Origin of the sequence: Stieleria maiorica, from assembly GCF_008035925.1 — a bacterium.
GTDB lineage: Bacteria > Planctomycetota > Planctomycetia > Pirellulales > Pirellulaceae > Stieleria > Stieleria maiorica.
The window spans coordinates 9,856,911-9,876,833 of record NZ_CP036264.1; the positions used below are offsets into that span (position 1 = coordinate 9,856,911).

At 59.7% G+C, this 19,923-nt stretch carries 11 protein-coding genes; 8 read left to right on the forward strand and 3 right to left on the reverse strand.

The genetic code is table 11. The annotated features are described in order from the left end of the window. Positions 1-18 precede the first annotated feature (18 nt). The 8 genes from Mal15_RS33720 (at position 19) to Mal15_RS33755 (ending at position 16,343) form a co-directional block, all read left to right on the forward strand. Positions 19-1,887 (forward strand): WD40 repeat domain-containing protein, encoded by a 1,869-nt coding sequence (locus Mal15_RS33720; protein ID WP_261344645.1) that lies wholly within the window; start codon positions 19-21, stop codon positions 1,885-1,887. A gap of 189 nt (positions 1,888-2,076) precedes the next feature. Next, positions 2,077-2,877 carry a hypothetical protein gene (locus Mal15_RS33725; protein WP_147871749.1) on the forward strand — a complete coding sequence of 267 codons (801 nt, stop codon included), beginning with the start codon at positions 2,077-2,079 and terminating at the stop codon, positions 2,875-2,877. A gap of 63 nt (positions 2,878-2,940) precedes the next feature. Next, positions 2,941-4,077, forward strand: a complete 1,137-nt coding sequence (locus Mal15_RS33730; protein ID WP_147871750.1) for an HlyD family secretion protein — start codon at positions 2,941-2,943, stop codon at positions 4,075-4,077. Beyond that, entirely contained in the window at positions 4,074-6,266 is a 2,193-nt protein-coding gene (locus Mal15_RS33735) for an ABC transporter permease (protein ID WP_147871751.1), read from the forward strand. The genes Mal15_RS33730 and Mal15_RS33735 overlap by 4 nt, the downstream gene beginning before the upstream one ends. A gap of 24 nt (positions 6,267-6,290) precedes the next feature. Continuing rightward, positions 6,291-7,391 (forward strand): magnesium/cobalt transporter CorA, encoded by a 1,101-nt coding sequence (gene corA, locus Mal15_RS33740; protein WP_147871752.1) that lies wholly within the window; start codon positions 6,291-6,293, stop codon positions 7,389-7,391. A gap of 229 nt (positions 7,392-7,620) precedes the next feature. Further along, a complete protein-coding gene (locus tag Mal15_RS33745; protein WP_147872830.1) occupies positions 7,621-9,441 on the forward strand; it encodes a heavy metal translocating P-type ATPase in 1,821 nt (606 codons plus the stop codon). Positions 9,442-9,761: 320 nt separating this feature from the next. Further along, positions 9,762-15,020 carry a PAS domain S-box protein gene (locus Mal15_RS33750; protein ID WP_147871753.1) on the forward strand — a complete coding sequence of 1,753 codons (5,259 nt, stop codon included), beginning with the start codon at positions 9,762-9,764 and terminating at the stop codon, positions 15,018-15,020. 354 nt (positions 15,021-15,374) lie between these two features. Further along, on the forward strand, positions 15,375-16,343 hold the full coding sequence (locus tag Mal15_RS33755) for an exopolyphosphatase (RefSeq protein WP_147871754.1): 969 nt from the start codon (positions 15,375-15,377) through the stop codon (positions 16,341-16,343). Between the two features lie 218 nt (positions 16,344-16,561). On the opposite strand, the gene Mal15_RS33760 is transcribed toward Mal15_RS33755, so the two are convergent. The 3 genes from Mal15_RS33760 to Mal15_RS33770 all read right to left on the reverse strand — a co-directional run bounded on the left by Mal15_RS33760 (position 16,562) and on the right by Mal15_RS33770 (position 19,802). Next, positions 16,562-17,902, reverse strand: coding sequence for an enolase C-terminal domain-like protein (locus tag Mal15_RS33760; RefSeq protein ID WP_147871755.1), 1,341 nt, complete (start codon positions 17,900-17,902; stop codon positions 16,562-16,564). Positions 17,903-18,232: 330 nt separating this feature from the next. Beyond that, the gene (locus Mal15_RS33765) at positions 18,233-18,760 is read right to left on the reverse strand and encodes a hypothetical protein (protein WP_147871756.1); all 528 of its coding nucleotides are present in this window, start codon (positions 18,758-18,760) and stop codon (positions 18,233-18,235) included. Positions 18,761-18,875: 115 nt separating this feature from the next. Then, positions 18,876-19,802: a hypothetical protein gene (locus tag Mal15_RS33770; RefSeq protein ID WP_147871757.1), complete on the reverse strand. Its 927-nt coding sequence runs from the start codon at positions 19,800-19,802 to the stop codon at positions 18,876-18,878. Positions 19,803-19,923 lie beyond the last annotated feature (121 nt).

Consider the following 19,923-nt stretch of genomic DNA (forward strand, 5'->3'; position numbering starts at 1 on the left):
AGTCTGACCGGGTCCAAGATCTTCTTCGCCTGGGATTCCGAATCCGGCCGCAAGCTCGCCGAGTTTCGCGGACACGATCGAAACGTCGTGTTCGCTTCAGTCAGCCCGGATTCGGAGCACCTCGTTTCCGGATCCGGTTATTCCAAAGTCCGCGTGTGGTCGCTCCGCTCGGGAAAACAACGCCAGACGTTACCGGAGGATGCCGCGATTCATCCACCAATGATCGTGCAAAATTCCAAGTCCGCCCGGATCCTGTTTTCAGTCACGCCGATCAATTCCAGCGGCATCCTGCAACTCGATTCCGGAGAATTCTCCGATCAGTTCGCCGGGCACCTGCAAACCGAAGCTGCCGCGGCAAGCCGACTGGTCACACACACCGACCATCAGGTTCTCGTTCGCGACGGCCGCAGCGGTGACCGGCTGGGAACGTTCCATCAACGCTTGGGTCGGATTCTGGAAGCCAAGCCGAGCCCGACGGGGGACCATGTCTTTCTCCGGACCGAGGACGGGCCCAGTTGGATATGGAATTGGAGCACGAACGAGACGGTCCTGGTGACGGGCGATCACAACATCATCCACGCCACCGCGTTTCATCCCACCCAGCCTCAGGTGGTTTACGGCGGCGATGATGGCGTCGTCGGCGCCCGAAACTTCGCCACGGGCGCCCGGCTGAAACCCTTTTCCTGTCCCGGCGAGATCTCGCAACTGATCTACAACCCGGCCGGTGACCGACTGCTCGTCATCAGCTCTGAAAACCGCGGCTTTTTACTCAACTCCGATTCGCTGGACGTCGTGACGGAATTCACTTCGCCGGATCACACCTTCAATCGCGCCGTATTTGTCGCTGACGGAAAACGCATCCTGACGTATCGACGATCGACCAGCACACTGGCATGTTGGGATGCAGAGACCGGCGAATTGATCCACCAAGTCGAAAGTCCTGGCGGGAAACTGCGTCTGGCGGTGGGTGTGCTGGGAACCAAAGCGGTTCTCGCGAGCGACCAAGCGGGACTGTTCGTCTGGGACGTCGTTTCGGGTCAGCTCGTTCGCCGCGCGGCGGGGTCTTATGCCGCCGTCGCGTTCTTGGATCACGAAACCATTGTCGCCGCGACGGCCCACCCCTTCGCCAGGCTCGCGCGGAATCAACGTGCCAAATTTGGTCCGCCACAATTGGAACTCTGGAACGTCGGCGACAATTCTGCGGAACCCCAGCGCGTTGTGACCCTCCAGGGTGCCGTTCACACCCTTCGCATCACCGACGATCCGAACCGCATTCTGATCGGTCGGCGTCACTTCCCGTTGGCGGTGTACGATTCGCAGAACCGCAAACCGATCGGTCAGATTCGTGGACACGCGGCCCCGATTTCTTTCGCGGCGCTGCTCCCCGATCGAAACGAGATCGTCAGCTGCTCTTATGACACGCAGGTCATGATTTGGGATGCGAAAACACTTCGCCTCAAACGCACGCTGGCATCGCACCGCAGTCCGATCACGTCCGCGGCGATCGCGGCGGACGGTCAAATGCTCGCCTCGGCCGATCACGACGGCACGCTCAACCTATGGAATCTTGACGCCGAGAATCAACCCGATCCGCTTTATCATCTCGATGCGTTTGAGGAGCCGATCGAAGGTTGCAGCCTGTCCGCGTTCAACGCCCGTGTGGTGGCGTACACGCAGCGCGGTCAGTGGAATGTTTGGGACACCACAAGCGGAAAACCCGCCCAATGGGATGCCGAAAAGCAGCGTGTCGCGTTTGCCGAGTTTCAGCCGGATGGAAGTCGGCTGCTGTTGGTTCCATCCAGCCGAGACACCCAACGATTTCCATCACAGATCGTTTCACCGGCGGGAAAGGTCGTCCAACTGAAACTGCAGCGTTATCCGCTTTAACGAGTGGCACCAGAAACGATTGCCGGCCAGGCCGTTCAGGCGTGATGCCATCCGCTCATCAATGCGTTGCCTGGTGAGAGGACGCGACGCGCCGAAAAGCCCGACCCGACGACGCAGTCTCATAACAGCTAAAATGAGCGTTGCCGTTTCCCGTCGTGTCCTTGGGTATCAGGAGTGTTTCCGCAAGCGATGTCAAAGCATGGAATGGTTCAAATCGAACCCGCACATTTTTCCAATGTGATCGGTGCGGTCCAGCGGACGGCCAGTCTGACCGGGGGCGCCGTTCGTGGCTTGCCGGGCGGCGTCGTGATCGGCGGGTTGCCCGGAGTCGCCTCGTTCGCTTCCTCGATTTCGGACGCTCAGAAAGAGTTCCAGCTGGGACGGGTGCACAGTGCGCTGGAACGCGTCCGACAGTTGGAGACCAGTTTCAACGGGATCACCGGCCGCTGGAATTCGAATGCGATGTCCGTGATCTCATCAGCCAAGCAAGGACGCCAGGCGGTTCCGTTGGCCAAGCTGAACGAGGTGAAGAATGCACAAACTCGGATGCAACAGCTGATCCGACCGGCCGAGAAGGCGTTTCGTGATCTGGTCACGGCGCTGGAGCATGAAGTGGCGATGGAAGGCCGTCGGGAGGAGGATGCCGACGACGTGTCAGGAGGTGATGCGCCGGAGATTGAATTGCCGGGTGACGTCGCCGAAATCTATTGCGGCGGAGCCCGGATCGAGTTGCAGCAGGGTGACGACGGGAAAACACGACTCGTGCCGGCTCTAAAAAAGCAGTCCCGCTACTTCATTGCGGGACTCGATCCGCCGCGTGCGGTTCGACTCAAGTCCCTCGACAAAAAAGCGATCGTGGCCATCGATGTCCGCCGTGGCGAGGAGTTGGTGATTCCGGCACCCGAGCTCGCGAAACTGATCCGAATCGGAGTGTGGACACTGCTGCCAAAATCCGATGACGAACCTGAAACATCGCAACGACAAACGTAGCTACCTTGACGTGGCGTGTTCCACGTTCCACGCTCACCTAACCCCCAAGTTGACGCTTGCAACATGTTGAATCGATCCATTCCGCTTTCGGTCGCGGTCGTTGGTTTGCTGGCGTTGGTGTTTTACAGCCAGTGGAACCGTGAGCCACCACGGGTCTCTGGCTTTATCGAGGCCGACGAGATTCGTCTCGGTTCTCGCGTCGGCGGACGAGTGGCGGTGGTGCATGTGCAGGAAGGCCAGGAAGTCACCGCCGGTGAGGTGTTGGTCGAGTTCGAACCGTATGACCTGTTGGAACGGGAAAAGGAACTGGAACTGACCTTGGCGGCTCGCGAATCGGAATACCAGCGATTTTTGGCCGGATTTCGAGAGGAAGAAACCGCACAGGCCAAAGCCAAATTGGACCAGCTGCAAGCTCGATCGGATCTGTTGATTGCCGGGCCGCGAAAGCAGGAGATCCAGGCCGCGCGGGGACGCCTCGCACAGGCCGAGGCCGAAAAGCGGCTCGCCGTCCAAGGTTTTGAACGTCTGTCAAAACTGGCCGGATCCAACGCGACGTCCCAGCAGGAATTGGACGCCGCCCGCGAGGCGTTAGAAGCGGCAACGGCCAATCTTGATGTCCGCCAACAAGAGCTGGACCTGCTGTTGGCGGGAACGCGGGCAGAGGAATTGCGCGAGGCGGCCGCGCGGGTCGAAGAAGCTCGCCAGGCATGGCAACTGATGCAGCGCGGTTACCGTCAAGAAGAAATCGATCAAGCGAAAGCATCCCGCGATGCCGCCAAAGCGGCTCTGCAGGCGATCGGGCGTCAGAAAGAAGAACTCCGCGTCAAAAGCCCCATCGACGGCACGATCGAAGCGCTCGATTTGCAGCCCGGCGACATGGTCGCGCCGGGAGCACCGGTGCTGTCAATGTTGGACCGCGGCAATCTGTGGGTACGGAGCTACATCCCCCAAAACCGCGTCGGGATGCAGCTCGGCCAACGGCTTCGCTTGAATGTCGACAGTTACGGCGACCGGACTTTTCACGGAGTCGTTACGTTCATTGCGCGGCAAGCCGAGTTCACACCGAGCAACGTCCAGACGCCCGAGGAACGATCGAAGCAAGTCTTTCGCATCAAGGTCGCCATTGAAAACGAGGACGGCATGTTGCGGCCGGGGATGATGGCCGACGTGTGGTTGGACGAACACGGTGGCGCACCATGACCGAGCCGATCATCGATGTGCGGTCGCTGTCGCGTTCGTTCGGACCGTTGGTGGCCGTCCGCGATGTCAATTTTCAGGTTCACCAAGGATCGATCTTTGGGCTGCTCGGCCCCAACGGCAGCGGCAAATCGACGATCATTCGCATGTTGTTGGGCATTCTGCCGCCAAGCAGCGGCGATGCGAGTGTGCTGGGGTTGGACGTTCGAACCGACGCGGAACAGATCAAGCCGCGGGTCGGATACATGTCGCAGCAGTTCAGTCTTTATGCCGATTTGTCCGTCCAAGAGAACCTGGACTTCTATGCTCGTATCTATGGGCTCGATCGCGGGCAACTGGTCGAGCGTCGCGGAGCCGTGCTCGAATTGACGGGGCTGTCGGACCGATTACGCCAGCCTGCCGCCACGCTTTCCGGCGGCTGGAAACAGCGGTTGGCGCTCGCCTGTTCTCTGATTCACCAGCCCGACGTGTTGTTCTTGGACGAACCGACCGCGGGCATCGATCCGGTGGCCCGACGACACCTGTGGGACCTGTTGTTCGAGCTGTCCGGCCAAGGCGTCACGCTGCTGGTCACGACACACTACATGGACGAAGCCGAACGCTGCAGCGATGTGGGTTACATCTACCAGTCCGAATTGCTGGTGCTGGGAAAACCCGAACAACTAAAGCAGCTTCCGGAGGTTAACCCGGCCGATTCGCGTCGCTACGAGTTGCGTGTGCCCTCGCCGGCGCAGCACCTTGCGGCGCTGCGCCGGCTGCCGGAGGTCCGCGACGCAACCTTGTTCGGCGAAACGATCCACTTGCTGCTGCAGCAGACGCGCGAACCCGAGGACGTGTTGCGGCAACTGGGCGTCACCGCGTCGGCCGAAGCGCGGCAGGTTCCCGCCAGTTTAGAAGACGTCTTTGTGACGCTGACCAGCAACGCACCAAAAGTCGGCCGCGTCGATCCGGACCGAGAAGACCGCGTTGAATCGGCCGAGGAACCTTCCGGCGCTCCGCCCTTGCCGGAAACACGCCCTACGCGTCCAGGAAAGCACAGCACGTGGACCGGGCTGGCAGCCGTGTTGATCAAGGAGTTCGTTCACATCCGCCGTCAACCGACGACGTTGTTTTTCATGTTGGTCGTTCCGGTGATGCAGACGATCATTTTCGGCTACGCGATTGACACACAGATCGAGAACATCCCCACGGTGGTGTTTAACTTGGACGGTCGCCAGCAGTCTCGTGAGCTGGTCGATGCGCTGGTCAACACCCGACGTTTTCGATTGATCGGACATGTGCAAAGCGAGGAAACGTTTCAGCGATCGATGTCATCGGGGCAGGCGAAGGTCGGTGTGCGAATCCCGCCCGACTACGCGGACCGGATCTTGCGAGGCGAACAAGCGAGTCTGCAAATCTTGATCGACGGTAGTGATTCCCAGGTGGCAACGACGGCGCAGAGCACGGCAAAGTTGTTGGGGCTGAATCTATCGATCCAGATGGCGATGGCCAAAGGTGACGCGCTGCAACTCGCTCCGGCCCGCGACGCTTTCGGACGGGGGACGCTGCCGATCGATGTGCGGACTCGGATGCTGTACAACCCCGACTTGGACAGTTCGCATTTCTTCGTGCCCGGTCTGGTGGGCATCATTCTGCAATTGGTGACGCTGTTTCTGACCTCGTTCGCCGTCGTTCGCGAGCGGGAATTGGGGACGCTGGAACAATTGTTCGTCACGCCGGTCGGCCGAACCGGGCTGCTGTTGGGTAAACTGTTGCCCTATGCCCTGGTCGGGTTTGTCGCCTTGTTGACGGTGCTGGCCGTCATGATCGAAGTGTTCGGGGTCGACATCCGCGGCAGCATCCCCTTGTTATTGGCGTTGTCGATGTTGTTCATGGTGTGCTCGCTGGGGCTGGGGTTGCTCGTTTCCACACTGGCCAAGACGCAACTGGAAGCGGTTCAGTTTGCCTTTGTGATCATGTTGCCGTCGGTGTTGCTTTCCGGATTCGTGTTCCCGCGCAGCGAAATGCCGCTGCCGATCTACTTGGTCACCTTCGCGATCCCGGCGACGTACTACATCGAAATCCTCCGCGGCGTTGTCCTTCGCGGTGCCGACTTTATCGATCTGGTCCCCTGGGTGGCCGGATTGACGATTTGCGGCGCGATTGTGTTGATCCTCAGCGTGTTACGATTCCAAAAACGGCTCGGCGCCTGACATCCTTCACAAACAAGCCCGATCATGGCAACCCGTCACTCTCACACTGCGAAACGGTCCAGGAAGCGTTTTCGGCGTCAGACGCGTCCGGGCACTCCGCCGGGGGCGGTGGTGCCCCATCCCGATGCGCCCCCGCCCCTGATGCGGCTGGTCACGTACGGTTCGAACGATTGCTCGGACCGAGAGGTGGGTGACTTGGAGACCATCACTGCGCAGATCAAGGGGGCCGCGGTAACTTGGGTCGACGTCAATGGTCTCGGAGACGCGGACGTGGTGATGCGGGTGGGTGAGCTGTTTGGGCTGCACCATCTGGCCCTGGAGGATGTGGTCAACGTCCACCAGCGGCCCAAAGTCGAACTGTACGGCGACCATCTGTTTATGATCGCCCGTGCCCTGCCGCACGGCCATACTGATGGCAGCGTGCAAGTGGCGATGTTTCTGGGACGCGATTTTGTCGTTTCCTTTCGCGAGCGTGACGCCGTGTGTCTTGACGCGGTGCACCAGCGGATCCTCGCAGGCAAAGGCAAGATCCGGACCTACGGAGCGGACTATCTGCTCTACGCACTCCTGGACGCGGTGATCGACGACTACTTTCCCGCGCTTGAAAAACATGGAGAAAACCTGGATCGATTGGACAGTTTGATTTCCGCCGGTGCCGAGCGAAATCTGATCAGCCAAGTGCATCAATTGCGCACCGATTTGCTTTCCGTGCGCCGTGCCATATGGCCGCTGCGTGACGCGATCAACGCGTTGATTCGTGATTCTGGTGATTTGATCTCCGATGAAACGGATTTGTACTTGCGTGATTGCTACGATCACATCATTCAAATCATGGATGTGATTGAAACCGATCGCGAACTCTGTTCCGATTTACGCGACTTTTATCTGACGGTGGTCAGCAACCGGATGAATCAGGTGATGAAGTTTCTGACCATCATCGCCACCTTGTTTATGCCACTGGGGTTTATCGCCGGATTGTACGGGATGAACTTCAACTCGGCGGTATCGACATGGAATATGCCCGAACTGAACTGGACCTTCGGCTACCCGTTTGCGTTGGCCTTGATGGCAGCAACGGCGACGACGTTGGTGCTGTTTTTTTGGCGTAAAGGTTGGCTGACCTGAAGGGGGACAAATCGCGCGACGGCCCGGAAGGGCCATCGTACTCCCGGGGGACTGTTTTCCATGTTCGGCCGAAAGTTGGCGTGCTTGGTATGCCAGTTGCTCCGGTTGAAGTTGTTTTGGCATTCACGTCGCACCCCAGGGAAAGGTCGTGGCTTCTGAGACGAACCCCAAGCAGGCGACGCCGACGTGGAAGTCGCTCGAGACGCTGATCGCGGTGTTTGCGATTTTCATGATCGCGTTGCATCTGGTTCTGCGTTTCGCGACGGGCAGTTCGCCGGCGATGGCCAACGTGCCGCTGTTGGCCGTGCTGACCTTCGGCGGCATCCCGCTGGTCTGGGATCTGCTGAAAAAGTTGCTTCGCGGGGAGTTCGGTTCGGACCTGCTGGCCGGGATTTCGATCGTCACTTCGGTGCTGTTGGAGGAGTACCTGGCGGGCTCGCTGGTCGTGCTGATGCTCTCCGGCGGGGAGGCGTTGGAGGCGTATGCGGTGCGGAGTGCGTCGTCGGTGCTTCGCGCCCTAAGTCAACGGATGCCGTCGGTCGCCCACCGAAAACAGGAATCGGCGATTGAGGACATCGATTTGAACGACTTGGCGATCGGCGACATCGTCGCGGTGTTTCCGCACGAAATCTGTCCGATCGACGGGACGGTGATCGAAGGGCACGGCGTGATGGACGAGTCGTACTTGACCGGCGAACCGTACATGATGTCCAAGACGCCGGGGTCGTCGGTGCTGTCGGGGGCGATCAACGGCGAGTCGGCGCTGATCATCCGCGCCGACAAGCTGGCCGTCGATTCACGTTATGCCAAGATCATGGAGGTGATGGAGGCGTCGGAGACGCAAAAACCCAAGATGCGGCGTCTGGCGGACAACTTGGGCGCCTGGTACACGCCCCTGGCCGTAGCGATCGGGTCGGCCGCCTGGATCGCGACGGGCAATCCGGTGCGGTTTTTAGCGGTGATGGTGGTCGCCACGCCCTGTCCGCTGTTGATCGCGATTCCGGTGGCGATCATCGGATCGATTTCGTTGGCCGCGCGTCGGGCGATCATCGTGCGTGACCCCTCGTCACTGGAAATGGCCGACACCTGCCGGACGTTGATCTTTGACAAAACCGGGACACTGACCTACGGCGAACCGAAATTGGTCGATCGGGTGTGTGTCGACCCGTCGCGCGATCGGGAGATTTTGGGCGTCGTCGGTTCTTTGGAACGCTTCTCCAAGCATCCGTTGGCCCTGGCGATCGTGACCGCGGCCAGCGATGCCGGTTGCCCGGTGCAAAGCGTCTCGGAAATCAGCGAACCGCCGGGCAAGGGGTTGCGTGGCACAGTCGCCAATCGAACCGTGGAAGTGACCAGCCGCAAGAAGCTGCTCGCCCAACAACCCGAACTGGCGTCGCAGTTGCCGCCGCAGGCCGGGGGCCTGGAATGTGTGATTCTGATCGACGGGGGGTATGTGGCGACGTATCGATTTCGCGATACCCCGCGACGCGACGGCGCCTCCTTCATCGAACACCTGGGGCCGCGGCATGCGATCCGTCAGACCATGATGGTGTCGGGCGATCGCGAATCGGAAGTCCGCTACCTGGCCGAACAAGTCGGCATTGATGACGTCTATTTCAGCCAAAGTCCCGAACAGAAACTGGAAATCGTCAATGCCGAGACGGCCAAGGCGAATTCGATTTTTGTCGGCGACGGGATCAACGACGCCCCCGCTTTGATGGCCGCCACGGTGGGCATCGCATTCGGCCAGAACAGCGACGTCACCACCGAAGCGGCCGATGTGGTCGTGCTGGATAGCTCGCTGCAAAAGATCGACGAATTCCTGCACATCAGCCGACGGATGCGGCGAATCGCACTGCAAAGTGCGATCGGCGGCATGGCGCTCAGCATCGTGGGGATGATGTTGGCCGCCGGGGGATTCCTGACCCCGGTCGCCGGTGCGATTTGCCAAGAAGTCATTGATGTCGCCGCCGTGCTGAACGCCTTGCGCGTTGCGCTGCCGCCGGGGTCGATGATCGACTTTGAACCCGCCGAGACGGAGTATTCGTAGCGGAAGTCGCCGACGGCCCGTCGATTTACCAGCCCGAAGCGCAAGCGAGTGAATCTGCATCGCCCCTGGCTCGCGCCGCGGGCGTTCGCTGGACAGCGGTTGTCAATCGCGCTAGAATCGGACGTCTGCAAGGTCGCAGCAATCCCTGTCTTGTCAGGGCTGTATTGTCAGGAACGAGCACGCGTCCCTCTGGCGGCTGTGTCGTGTTCGTCTCCGAGTCCAGAACTTCAACCTCCGCTGCAGAGCCCACCGCACCCGACTTTCCGCCGGATGCTGATCACGACGTGGGGACTCCGCTGCGACCTCGATCAAGCCGCCCGATGGATTCCAGCCAGGCCCCCCAAGAAACGGAGCTCCAACAAAACCAGACCGATCGGTCGATACCGATTGTCGGTCTGGGCGCGTCGGCCGGCGGATTGACGGCCTTGGAAACGCTTTTCGAGCAGTTGCCGATCGACACCGGGGCGTCCTTCGTGGTCGTCCAGCACTTGTCGCCGGACTACCAAAGTCACATGGTCGAACTGCTCGGCCGCCGCACCAAAATGCCGACGGTACAATTGACCGATGCGGTCGATCCCCAGCCCAACACCGTGTACCTGCTGCCGCCGGGCAAGCACGTCGTCCTGCATGACGGACAGCTTCAACTTCGTGACCGCGGCGGTGACGGCGAACTCAACCTGCCGATCGACAAGTTCTTCCAGTCACTGGCCGAGCAGAACGATCGTCCGATCGCGGTGGTGATCCTGTCGGGCACCGGCAGCGATGGCAGTGAGGGCATTGTGGACGTGCATCGCATCGGCGGACTGGTGCTGTCCCAAGACGAAGACAGCGCCCAATTCAACAGCATGCCGCTCAACGCGATCAAGACCTCCGCGGTGCACGTGGTGGCCCCGGTTGTGGAGCTGGCCGAATCGCTGGTCGCGTTCCTGTCGGGCAATTCCATCGACGACGTCGTCGCGCATTGTTCACCCGAGCTCGAACGCAGCGAACTCGATTCGGTCTACAGCCGCCTGGAACAAATCTGCGGCGTCGATTTCCAGCAGTACAAGATCGGCACGTTCAGCCGGCGTTTGTCGCGGCGGATGCTGCTGTCAAAAATCGATCAACTGGACCGCTACATCCAGTGGCTAGACAACAATCCCGCCGAACTGTCACGTTTGGCCGATGACTTGATGATCGGGGTCACGCGGTTTTTCCGTGATCCCGACGGCTATCAACGACTGGCCAACCGCTGCATCCGCCCGGCGGTCGCGGCAAAGTCGGTGGGGGACGAGTTTCGCACCTGGATCGCCGGCTGTGCGACCGGCCAGGAAGCCTACAGCGTCGCGATGTTGATCCATCACGAACGCGAAAAATCCGGTTTGGATCTGGGCATCAAGATCTTTGCCACCGACCTGCACCCCGATGCGATCCGGTATGCCCAGCGAGGCGTCTATCCGGCCGAATCGATGGCTGAGATCCCGCAGGCGTTCCGCGAGAAGTACCTAGTCCGGACCGAGGACGGATTCGAAATCTGCAAAGAAATTCGCAGCTCGATCGTGTTTGCCCGCCATGACGTGCTGCAAGACGCACCGTTCACCGGGATGGACCTGGTCACCTGTCGCAACCTGCTGATCTATTTGGTCGAAGACGCCCAGCGACGGGTGTTGAACATGTTCGCCCACGCGCTCCAACCGCGCGGCGTGCTGTGGCTGGGACCGAGCGAAACCCCCGGCGATCTGGTCGACGATTTTTCGATCCTGGACAAACACTGGCGGATTTTTCAGAAGCACCGTGACTCGCGTTTGCCGCTGGATCTGAAGCTACGCAATCGTCCTTCCTCCAGCCTGAGCGTCCCGCTGCGACCGCGTTCCTCGCGCGCGCCGTCGCCGGCCCTGGTGGCGTCCTACGATCGCATCTTGGAACAGTTTGCCCCGCCGGGAATCCTGGTTGACGACGCCCTGCGCCCGCTGCAAATCTTTGGCGACGTGTCCCGATACGTCACCGCCCGGCCGGGCCGCATGACCGGCACGGTGGATGACCTGTTGGCCGAACCGCTGCGGCTGCCCATCACGTTGGCGATCGAACGAGTCAAAGCCGATCAGGGGTCCGTGATCTCGGAACGCGCGACCGTCGATCAACACCCCATCGACATTCGCATCAGCGTCTTTCACCACGCCCGCCAATCCGAAACGCACTATCTGATCAACTTCAGCCAAGCCGATTCGGACGCCGGACCGTCCATCGCCGACCGCCCCGTGCAACGTCAACCGGCCGGTCGCATCCAATCACAACCGGAGTTATCGACCGATGCGGCCTCAGGCGATGCAGCCTCACGCGATGCGGCCTCGCCGGACGCATCGACGTTGGCGCTCAACGCCGAACGCATCCGGATGCTGGAAATGGAGTTGGAGTTCACGCGCGAAAACCTGCAGTCGACGATCGAAGAGGTCGAAACGACTAACGAAGAACTGCAATCCAGCAACGAGGAATTGACCAGCAGCAACGAGGAACTGCAGAGCACGAACGAAGAACTGCACAGCGTCAACGAAGAATTGCACACGACCAATGCCGAAAGCAGTCGGCGATTGCAATTGTTGACCGAAACCACGCGCGACCTGGAAACGGTCATGCAGGAAAGTGACGTGGGCATCGTGCTGGTCGATAACGATCTGAACATCCGACGCGTCACGCCCGCGGCGGCCGACATGCTGCTGATCCGACGCAAGAACGCCGAAGGCGAACGGCTGGTCGAATATGCCCACGCGCTCGAAGGCGTCGATCTGGTGGATTTGGTCGGCCAAGTCCATCGCGACCACGAACCCATTGAAATTGAGACCGCGGATCGCCGCGAGGACCCGATTTTGTTGCGGGTCGCGCCCTACCGGCAGCGCGACGGGGTGGTTTTAACGATGACGAATCTGCGCAGCGTCAAAGAGACGTCTGACAAGCTTCGCAAACTGACGTCGATCGTCCAGGACAGCACCGATGCGATCATCGGCGTCGAACTCGACTTGCGGGTCACCAGCTGGAATCGCGGCGCGACACGCTTGTTCGGCCATGAATTGGATGTGTCACGAAACGTCGAATTGTGCGATGTCCTTCCCCGGACGATCTGTGAAGTCTGCGAAACGCTGGTTCGTCAATTGATTCGCAAGGGCGAAGTCGCCGCGAAAGAGATCGTGACGGAAATCCTGGAAAAACAGCGCACGCTGCTGATCCGCGTCACGCCGGTTCTGGATGAATTCGAACGCGTCTCGTCGGCCGCGATCACGGTGTATGACATCACCAGCATGCGGAGGGCGGAACAACAATTACGGCTGCGGACCCGCGCCATCGATGCGGCCAGCAACGGCATCCTGATCGTCGACGCACAGAAGGACGACATGCCGATCGTGTATGCCAACCAAGGGTTTCAACAGCTAACCGGATTCGTCCCCGAAGACGTCAGGGGCCGCAATTGCCGTTTTCTGCAAGGCCCCGAAACCGATCCGGCCGACGTTCAACGGATCCGCGACGCGATCAAGAACCAGGAAAGTTGCCGCGTCACGCTGTTGAATTATCGCCGCGACAACACCCAGTTTTACAACGAGCTGGTCATCACGCCGATCTTTGATGCCCAGGATCGGTTGACCCACTATGTCGGTGTGCAAAGCGATGTCACCGACGTGGTCCAGGCCAACCTGTCGCTCAAACGCAGCGAGCTGGAATACCGCAGCACGTTTGAAAATGCCGCCATCGGGATCGCACACGTCGGATTGGAAGGCCAGTGGCTGCGGGCCAACGAAAAGCTTTCACAGATCCTCGGCTACAGTCGGGAGGAACTTCTGTCGCTCTCCTTCCAAGATCTGACGCATCCCGATGACATGGACTCCGACTTGCTGTTGTTCATGCAGATGAAGCGGGGTGAGATTCCCGGTTACTCGATGGAGAAACGGTACATCCACAAAGACGGGCATCTCGTTTGGGCCAACCTGACCACATCGATTCGCCGGGACGTGGACGACACCGCCGAGTGTTGTATCTCGTTGATCGAAGACATCACCGAACGCAAGCTGACCGAACAAAAATTGGCTGCATCGCGGGCGATCATCACCGAAGTGATCGCAAAAAGCCAAGACCCGTTCATCAGCTTCGACGAATATGGTGTGATCCAGGTCGCCAACCAGGCGGCACAGAACTTTTCCGACCAGGATTCCGGTCTGGTCGATCGCACCGTCCACGACTTGTTCGGCAACCACGCCGAACCGCCCTTGTTGGCGGCGGTCGATCGCGTCCGGCAATCTCAAACGGCGGAAACGACCGAATATTACTCGCCGCGATTGAACCGTTGGTACGACGCCCGCGTGTTCCCGGTCGACAACGGCGCAGCGATCTACATGACCGACGTGACCGGGCGGAAAGAGACCGAAGCCTATCTGGAAGCCGCACGCATCGCGGCCGAAGAAGCCAGTCAGGCGAAAAGCCAGTTCTTGACCAACATGAGTCACGAAATCCGATCGCCGATGTCCGCCATCTTGGGCTTTGCCGACCTGACGCTGCGCGACATCCGCGAAGGCAACGAGATCGACCCGGACAACCTGGAAACCGTGATCCGCAACGGCCGGTTCCTGCTGCGGATCATCAACGACATCCTGGACCTTTCCAAAGTCGAAGCCGGCAAGTTGGAAGTCCGGCGATCGCGGTTCAAGCTGCTGCCCATGCTGGCCGACATCAACGAACTGATGCGTCACCGCAGCGAATCGTCCGGCGTGCCGCTGACGATCGAATTCCGCGGACCGATCCCCAGTACCCTGCGCAGTGATCGATCGCGGGTGGAACAGATCCTGGTCAATTTGATCGGCAATGCGTTGAAGTTCACGCCCGAAGGCAGCGTGCGAGTCGTCGTGACGGTCGATGACAGCGATGAAGACGTCGTTCAGTTTCGCGTCATCGACACCGGGATCGGAATCTCCAAAGCCAACTTCGATCGGCTGTTCCAGACCTTCAGCCAAGTCCATGATCGCAAGCGGGTCGGCGTCGAAGGGACGGGGCTGGGATTGGTGATCAGCAAACGCTTGGCGAATCTGCTGGGCGGAGACATCACCGCGACCAGTGTCGAAGGGGAGGGCAGCGAGTTTGTGTTGCGGTTACCGATCGAAGCGTCAGCCGAAAGGATCGAAGCGACGACGGACGATTTGAAACCGCGTCGTGCCGCCGTGGACCGGTTGCAACAAATCAACGCTCGCGTGCTGGTCGCCGACGACTCCCGCGACGTGCGGTTGGTCACGACCCGGTTTCTGTCTCGCGCCGGCGCGGACGTCGTCGAAGTCGTCAACGGCGCCGAAGCGGTTCAAGCCATCCGCGATGCCGAAACCGACGACAATCCCTTCGGTTGCGTGCTGATGGACATGCAAATGCCCGAGTTGGACGGCCGCGAAGCGACGCAACAGATTCGCGACGAGGGCTTCACCGTGCCGGTGATCGCATTGACCGCCGGAGCGACCAACGATGAAATCAACGACGCCCTGTCGGCCGGGTGCACCGAATTCATGGCCAAACCCGTCGACGCCGCCGGACTGATCCGCCGCGTTGCCGAGTTGACCCGCCGTCCCCGATGACCGCGAGCGTCGGGCCACGGGACCGTCGAGCTTAAGGCAGAGGCAAATCGCGACATTCCCAATGATTTGACGGATTGGGTAAGAGGTGCTCGGTGGAAGGGTGCACGACGTCCTTTCTAAGAGCGTCGCGCTGAGCCCCACGGGCGACGGCCCGGAAGGGCCATCGTACATCAAGGTATTGGGGTTTACCCTCCGCAATAAACCCGACAATTGCTTCGTTCGCTTCACTTTCGCTTTTCACGGTTTTGGGGCCATTTCGCGGCCTAAACTTCCCCGTCGCTGTGGCACCTGTCGAGGTGCGAAGACTGTCACGCAGCGGGCATTCTTTCATCAAAACCTATCGAATGTGGGCACATGACCAACACACAACAACGATACCGCTTGCTGACCCGAAGTGACTTTGACGGACTCGTCTGCGCGTTGCTGCTGAAAGAGTTGGACATCCTCGGCGAGATCAAGTTTGTCCATCCCAAGGACATGCAGGACGGCGAGATCGAGGTGACCGAGAACGATATCCTGACCAACCTGCCCTACGTGCCGGGTTGTCACCTCTGCTTCGATCACCACAGCAGCGAAGAGATTCGTAACGAAGGCGAGCAGGCCGACAACTACGTCCTTTCGACCAGCGCCGACTCCGCCGCCCGCGTCGTGTACGACTACTTCGGCGGCCGCGAGCGGTTCCCGAAAATCAGCCTGGCGATGATGGAAGCGGTCGACAAAGCCGATGCCGCAAAATTCTCCGCCGACGAGATTCAGAATCCTCAAGGCTGGGCGCTGCTCTCGTTCCTGATGGACGCCCGCACCGGACTGGGACGATTCCGCAGCTTCCGCGTTTCCAACTACCAATTGATGATGGATCTGATCGATTGCTGCCGCGATCTGGACATCGAAGACATTCTGCTGCTGCCGGACGTCCGCGAGCGCGTCGAGATGTACGAACTGCATCGGGAGCTCGCCCAAGACCAGCTGAAACGGTGCGGCACCGTCCACGACAACCTGGTCGTTTTGGATTTGCGCGACGAAGAAACGATCTACGCGACCAACCGGTTCGTGATCTATTCGGTCTACCCGCAGTGCAACATTTCGATCCACGTGTTGTGGGGCAAGCAAAAGCAAAACACGGTGTTCACGATCGGCAAATCGATCCTGGATCGCTCCTGCCGCACCGATGTCGGCGAACTGTGCTACCAATACGGCGGCGGCGGTCACGAAGCGGCCGGCACCTGTCAGGTCTCTCATGATCAGGCCGAGCAAGTTCTGCAAGAGTTGATCTCCCGCATTAACGCCGATCAACACGCCGGCGTTACTCCGGTCGAAGTCTAAGCGGACAGTGCCGCTTCGCGCGGGTTCATGCCTCATGCCACCCTCGTTCCCGGGCTCCGCCTGGGAACGGGCAGCTTCCAGAGGCTCCGCCTCGAGTTGCAAACCCGGCGTGTGGCAGGAGCCACAACTGCAGTGCGTTCCAAGGCAGAGCCTTGGAACGAGGAAATTTTTCTGCCCCCCATTTTTCTGTCATCCTCCCCGACCGTTCATCCAACCATTCAATCCGCCTCAAACGCCACGCCCTTCTTCCCCGAACTGCGATTCTTCCAAACCTCTCCGTCGGGGAACCGGTGTTGCTCGATGAACGCGGATCGAAACTCCAATCCCCAGCCCGGTGCCGTGGGCGTCACGTAGCATCCCTCGCGGACTCGGACGGGTTGCTCGACCGCGTCCTGCAGGAAATCGATGTACTCGACCAACTGCGTCTGGGAATGGCCCGACACGGCGATCTGATCCCACATGCCGTAGTGTTGGATCATGTTGCACAGCGCGATGCCGCCGCCGTGGGGACAGACCGGCACGTTGAATTTGGCCGCCATGAGAAGGATCGCCATCACGTCGTTCACGCCGGCCACGCGGACCGCATCGATCTGGCAATACCCGATTGCCCCGCTCTTAAGCAATTGTTTGAAAATCACCGGTGAAGCCGCCTGTTCGCCGCAGGCCAAATCAAACGAGGCGTCGGCGAAGGTCTCGGCCAGCTCGACGTAACCGAGCACGTCGTCACGGGCGATCGGTTCTTCGATCCATTTTAGATCGAACGGCCGATAGCGATCGATGTGGCGCTTGGCCTGGTCCAATCCCCAGTACTGATTCGCGTCGACCATCAATTGAGACGCCGGACCGATGGCATCACGCATGAATCGGATCCGACGAACGTCCTGGTCCGAATCGCGACCGACCTTCAACTTGAACGCATCGAACCCCTGATCCTGAAGCTTCTGGATCGTCGCCAGGATTTCGTCATCGCTCAGCCCCAGCCACCCGGCGGTGCAATAGGCTCGGGGTCCCCGCTCGGCCATCTCCGCTTCGCGCTCCGTCACGTGGGGTCGCGTCTTTTGCAGCAGCATGACCGCTTCGTCGCGCGTCAGCGCATCACCGATGTTGCGCCAATCGATGCAATCGGCGACGAACTCCGGTTCCAGATCGACGAGCAGTTTCCAGAGTGGTTTGTCGAGCGACTTGGCCCACAGGTCCCACATCGCGTTCAGCACCGCACCGGCGGCCATCCGAAACACACCGTCGTGCAACCAACGCAGTTGATGGTGATCGATCAGCCGCCGATAGAGCTTGATCGGAGCTGCGGCAAAATCCTCCAGGTTGGTGCCGACGATCAGCCGGCAAAGGTCTCGGATACCGTAGCAAATCCAATCCGTACCCGCGCCGACGGTGAACACGACCGACACGCCTCGCAGTCCTGCATCGGTTTCCAGATGCAGCACGGCCGACGAGTAATCGGGTGCCTTGTGAAACGGGTCCGAACCGAGCATTTGGTCCGACGTCGGAACCCGAAGATCGATAACTTCGGCCGACGTGATGGTGATCGAGCGATCCGACATGAAAAAACTTCAAAGACAAAGATACGAGTTGGTGTTTAGCCATGAGGCGATCCCCCTCGCTGCGGAGCAGCGACCGAGTGCGGCTAAAGCCTGGACACCAGCGCAAGTTGGTGTTTAGCCTTTAGGCGATTCCCCACGCTGCGGAGCAGCGACCGAGTGCGGCTAAAGCCTGGACACCAACGCTGGTTCGTGTCTAGCCCCCATGTGCGACGGCCCGGAAGGGCCATCGTACCCGGAAAAAGGGATTCCTATTCACCCCTGGTCCCATCCCCACCAACCGGGCTCCATTTTTCTGCCCCCCTGTTTTTCTGTCACGCTCCCAACGGCCACCTACTTGGCGGTCCGTTCGACGACGAATTCATAACCCTTGTCGTCGTTACGGCCGATGGCTCTGCGCGAGCCGACGATCTTCCATCCTTGACCGCCGATCTCGCGAAGACGTTGCGACGCTTTGGTGTCCGAGACATAAACGATGTCGTATTCGTAGACCGGCTGAGACACTGCTTGGTAGCCGGAGACGAACGCGGCGGCCAAGATCACCAGCAGCAAGACGGTCCCGAGATTGCGGAGCACCCTGACTTCGGATGCGAGATCGGGAGCGGCGGTCGAGGCAGGTGTTGTGGCGGAACGAGGGGAAAGTCGCTTTTCCGTGATCGCCTGGCGTGCCCCCTTTTCATCCGAGCTCGATTCATCGAACAACAAAAACTCAATCGGTCCGGCTCCATCATTCGCTTCGATGAAACGACGAATCAATTCCTTTGCCGCGTCGGCGGGAGTCCCTGCGGCAATCGTCCCACCCTTGTAGCTGACGGCCCCCGGGTGCTGTGCGGCTTCGTTGATGTCGGTGGTCAGTTTCATCGTGGATTCTCCTCTCGGGAAGCGAAAAGGCACAGAGTCAAGTACCTCGCGATTCCGGTCTGCACCAGAAAAACCGACCCAAAACCCCGCATGCCAGCGACGAAACCTTGTGGTGCTACCCCACCAGGTCGCGTGCGGCAACCAATCGAGGGGCGTAGAACAACGCCCTGCGATCGTTGAACAGAAACTCGCCCAACTTTTCCAGGATTTGCTGTCGGTCATTGTTTTGAAAATTATTGTTTTGAAAATTGACGTCCACCAGGGCGTTGAGGTACTTCCGAAAGGTCGGCGTGATGCTCTTTCCAGCTTTCGAGCGGCTGAATCCGAGTTGATGCCACGTGAATTCCGGCTGGTAACCGAAGGCGCACAGACCGATCAGCTCTCGGGCGAAAACGCGCGGGTTTCGCTTTTCGTCATCAAAGAACATGTGAACGTTTGCTCGAAGAAACTCTTTCCACGCATCCTTGCATTCGTTCTTATCGAAATTGGACCTGAGCACCGCGACCCGGTTCACTTTCATTCCGTGGGTCTTCTCCCAGTCGTCTCGCTCCTCTTCGGTGAGCGCGAGTGTAAAATGCTGACCGACCGTCGCGGCCCCGATGATCAACGTGTCGTTCAGAATGGGGCTCCAGCACTTCTCGCTCAGGATGCTGCCGATCTTCGTGACGCGCCGAGGCTTTTTCGGTCGAGCGGTGCAGTGGGGATTCTTCAAATAGTTCGATTTGGCCTCAAAATCACGACGAAGGAATTCTGCCCGAACGATCTTTCGCGTCGCTTCGTCCTGGATGCCGTTGGCGGCGGTGACGCCGAACGCGCGGACCAGCGGTGATTCCGTGCGGATCTCGGTGCCGCCCAGCAAGGTCAGCTGGAGAGCGTTGGTGGCGGTGGCGGTGTAGAGCTTGTAGGCGGCATTGATCAGTTTTGTCAGCACGTCCTCTTGCGTCCAATCTTCGACAAACCTCGCGTACCACGCATTATGGCGTCGATAGTCGCGTTTGAGCCCCTCGGTAAACTGCCTGACGAATTGATCATGTGATAACACGGAAAAGTTCCTCGCAAGACGCGGGTGCGGTACAGTGATTCAGTTCGACTTTGCACGACCAGTTCCTATACTTGGCCCTGGTGCCGGCGGTCGTCTTGGCAGGTACTTCCGGAAGATTTCG

Coding starts and splice junctions, on each gene's coding strand:
- Mal15_RS33725 (WP_147871749.1), top strand. CDS start 2,077: ATGTCAAAGCATGGAATGGTTCAAATCGAACCCGCACATTTTTCCAAT.
- Mal15_RS33730 (WP_147871750.1), top strand. CDS start 2,941: ATGTTGAATCGATCCATTCCGCTTTCGGTCGCGGTCGTTGGTTTGCTG.
- Mal15_RS33735 (WP_147871751.1), top strand. CDS start 4,074: ATGACCGAGCCGATCATCGATGTGCGGTCGCTGTCGCGTTCGTTCGGA.
- corA (WP_147871752.1), top strand. CDS start 6,291: ATGGCAACCCGTCACTCTCACACTGCGAAACGGTCCAGGAAGCGTTTT.
- Mal15_RS33745 (WP_147872830.1), top strand. CDS start 7,621: ATGATCGCGTTGCATCTGGTTCTGCGTTTCGCGACGGGCAGTTCGCCG.
- Mal15_RS33750 (WP_147871753.1), top strand. CDS start 9,762: ATGGATTCCAGCCAGGCCCCCCAAGAAACGGAGCTCCAACAAAACCAG.
- Mal15_RS33755 (WP_147871754.1), top strand. CDS start 15,375: ATGACCAACACACAACAACGATACCGCTTGCTGACCCGAAGTGACTTT.
- Mal15_RS33760 (WP_147871755.1), bottom strand. CDS start 17,902: ATGTCGGATCGCTCGATCACCATCACGTCGGCCGAAGTTATCGATCTT.
- Mal15_RS33765 (WP_147871756.1), bottom strand. CDS start 18,760: ATGAAACTGACCACCGACATCAACGAAGCCGCACAGCACCCGGGGGCC.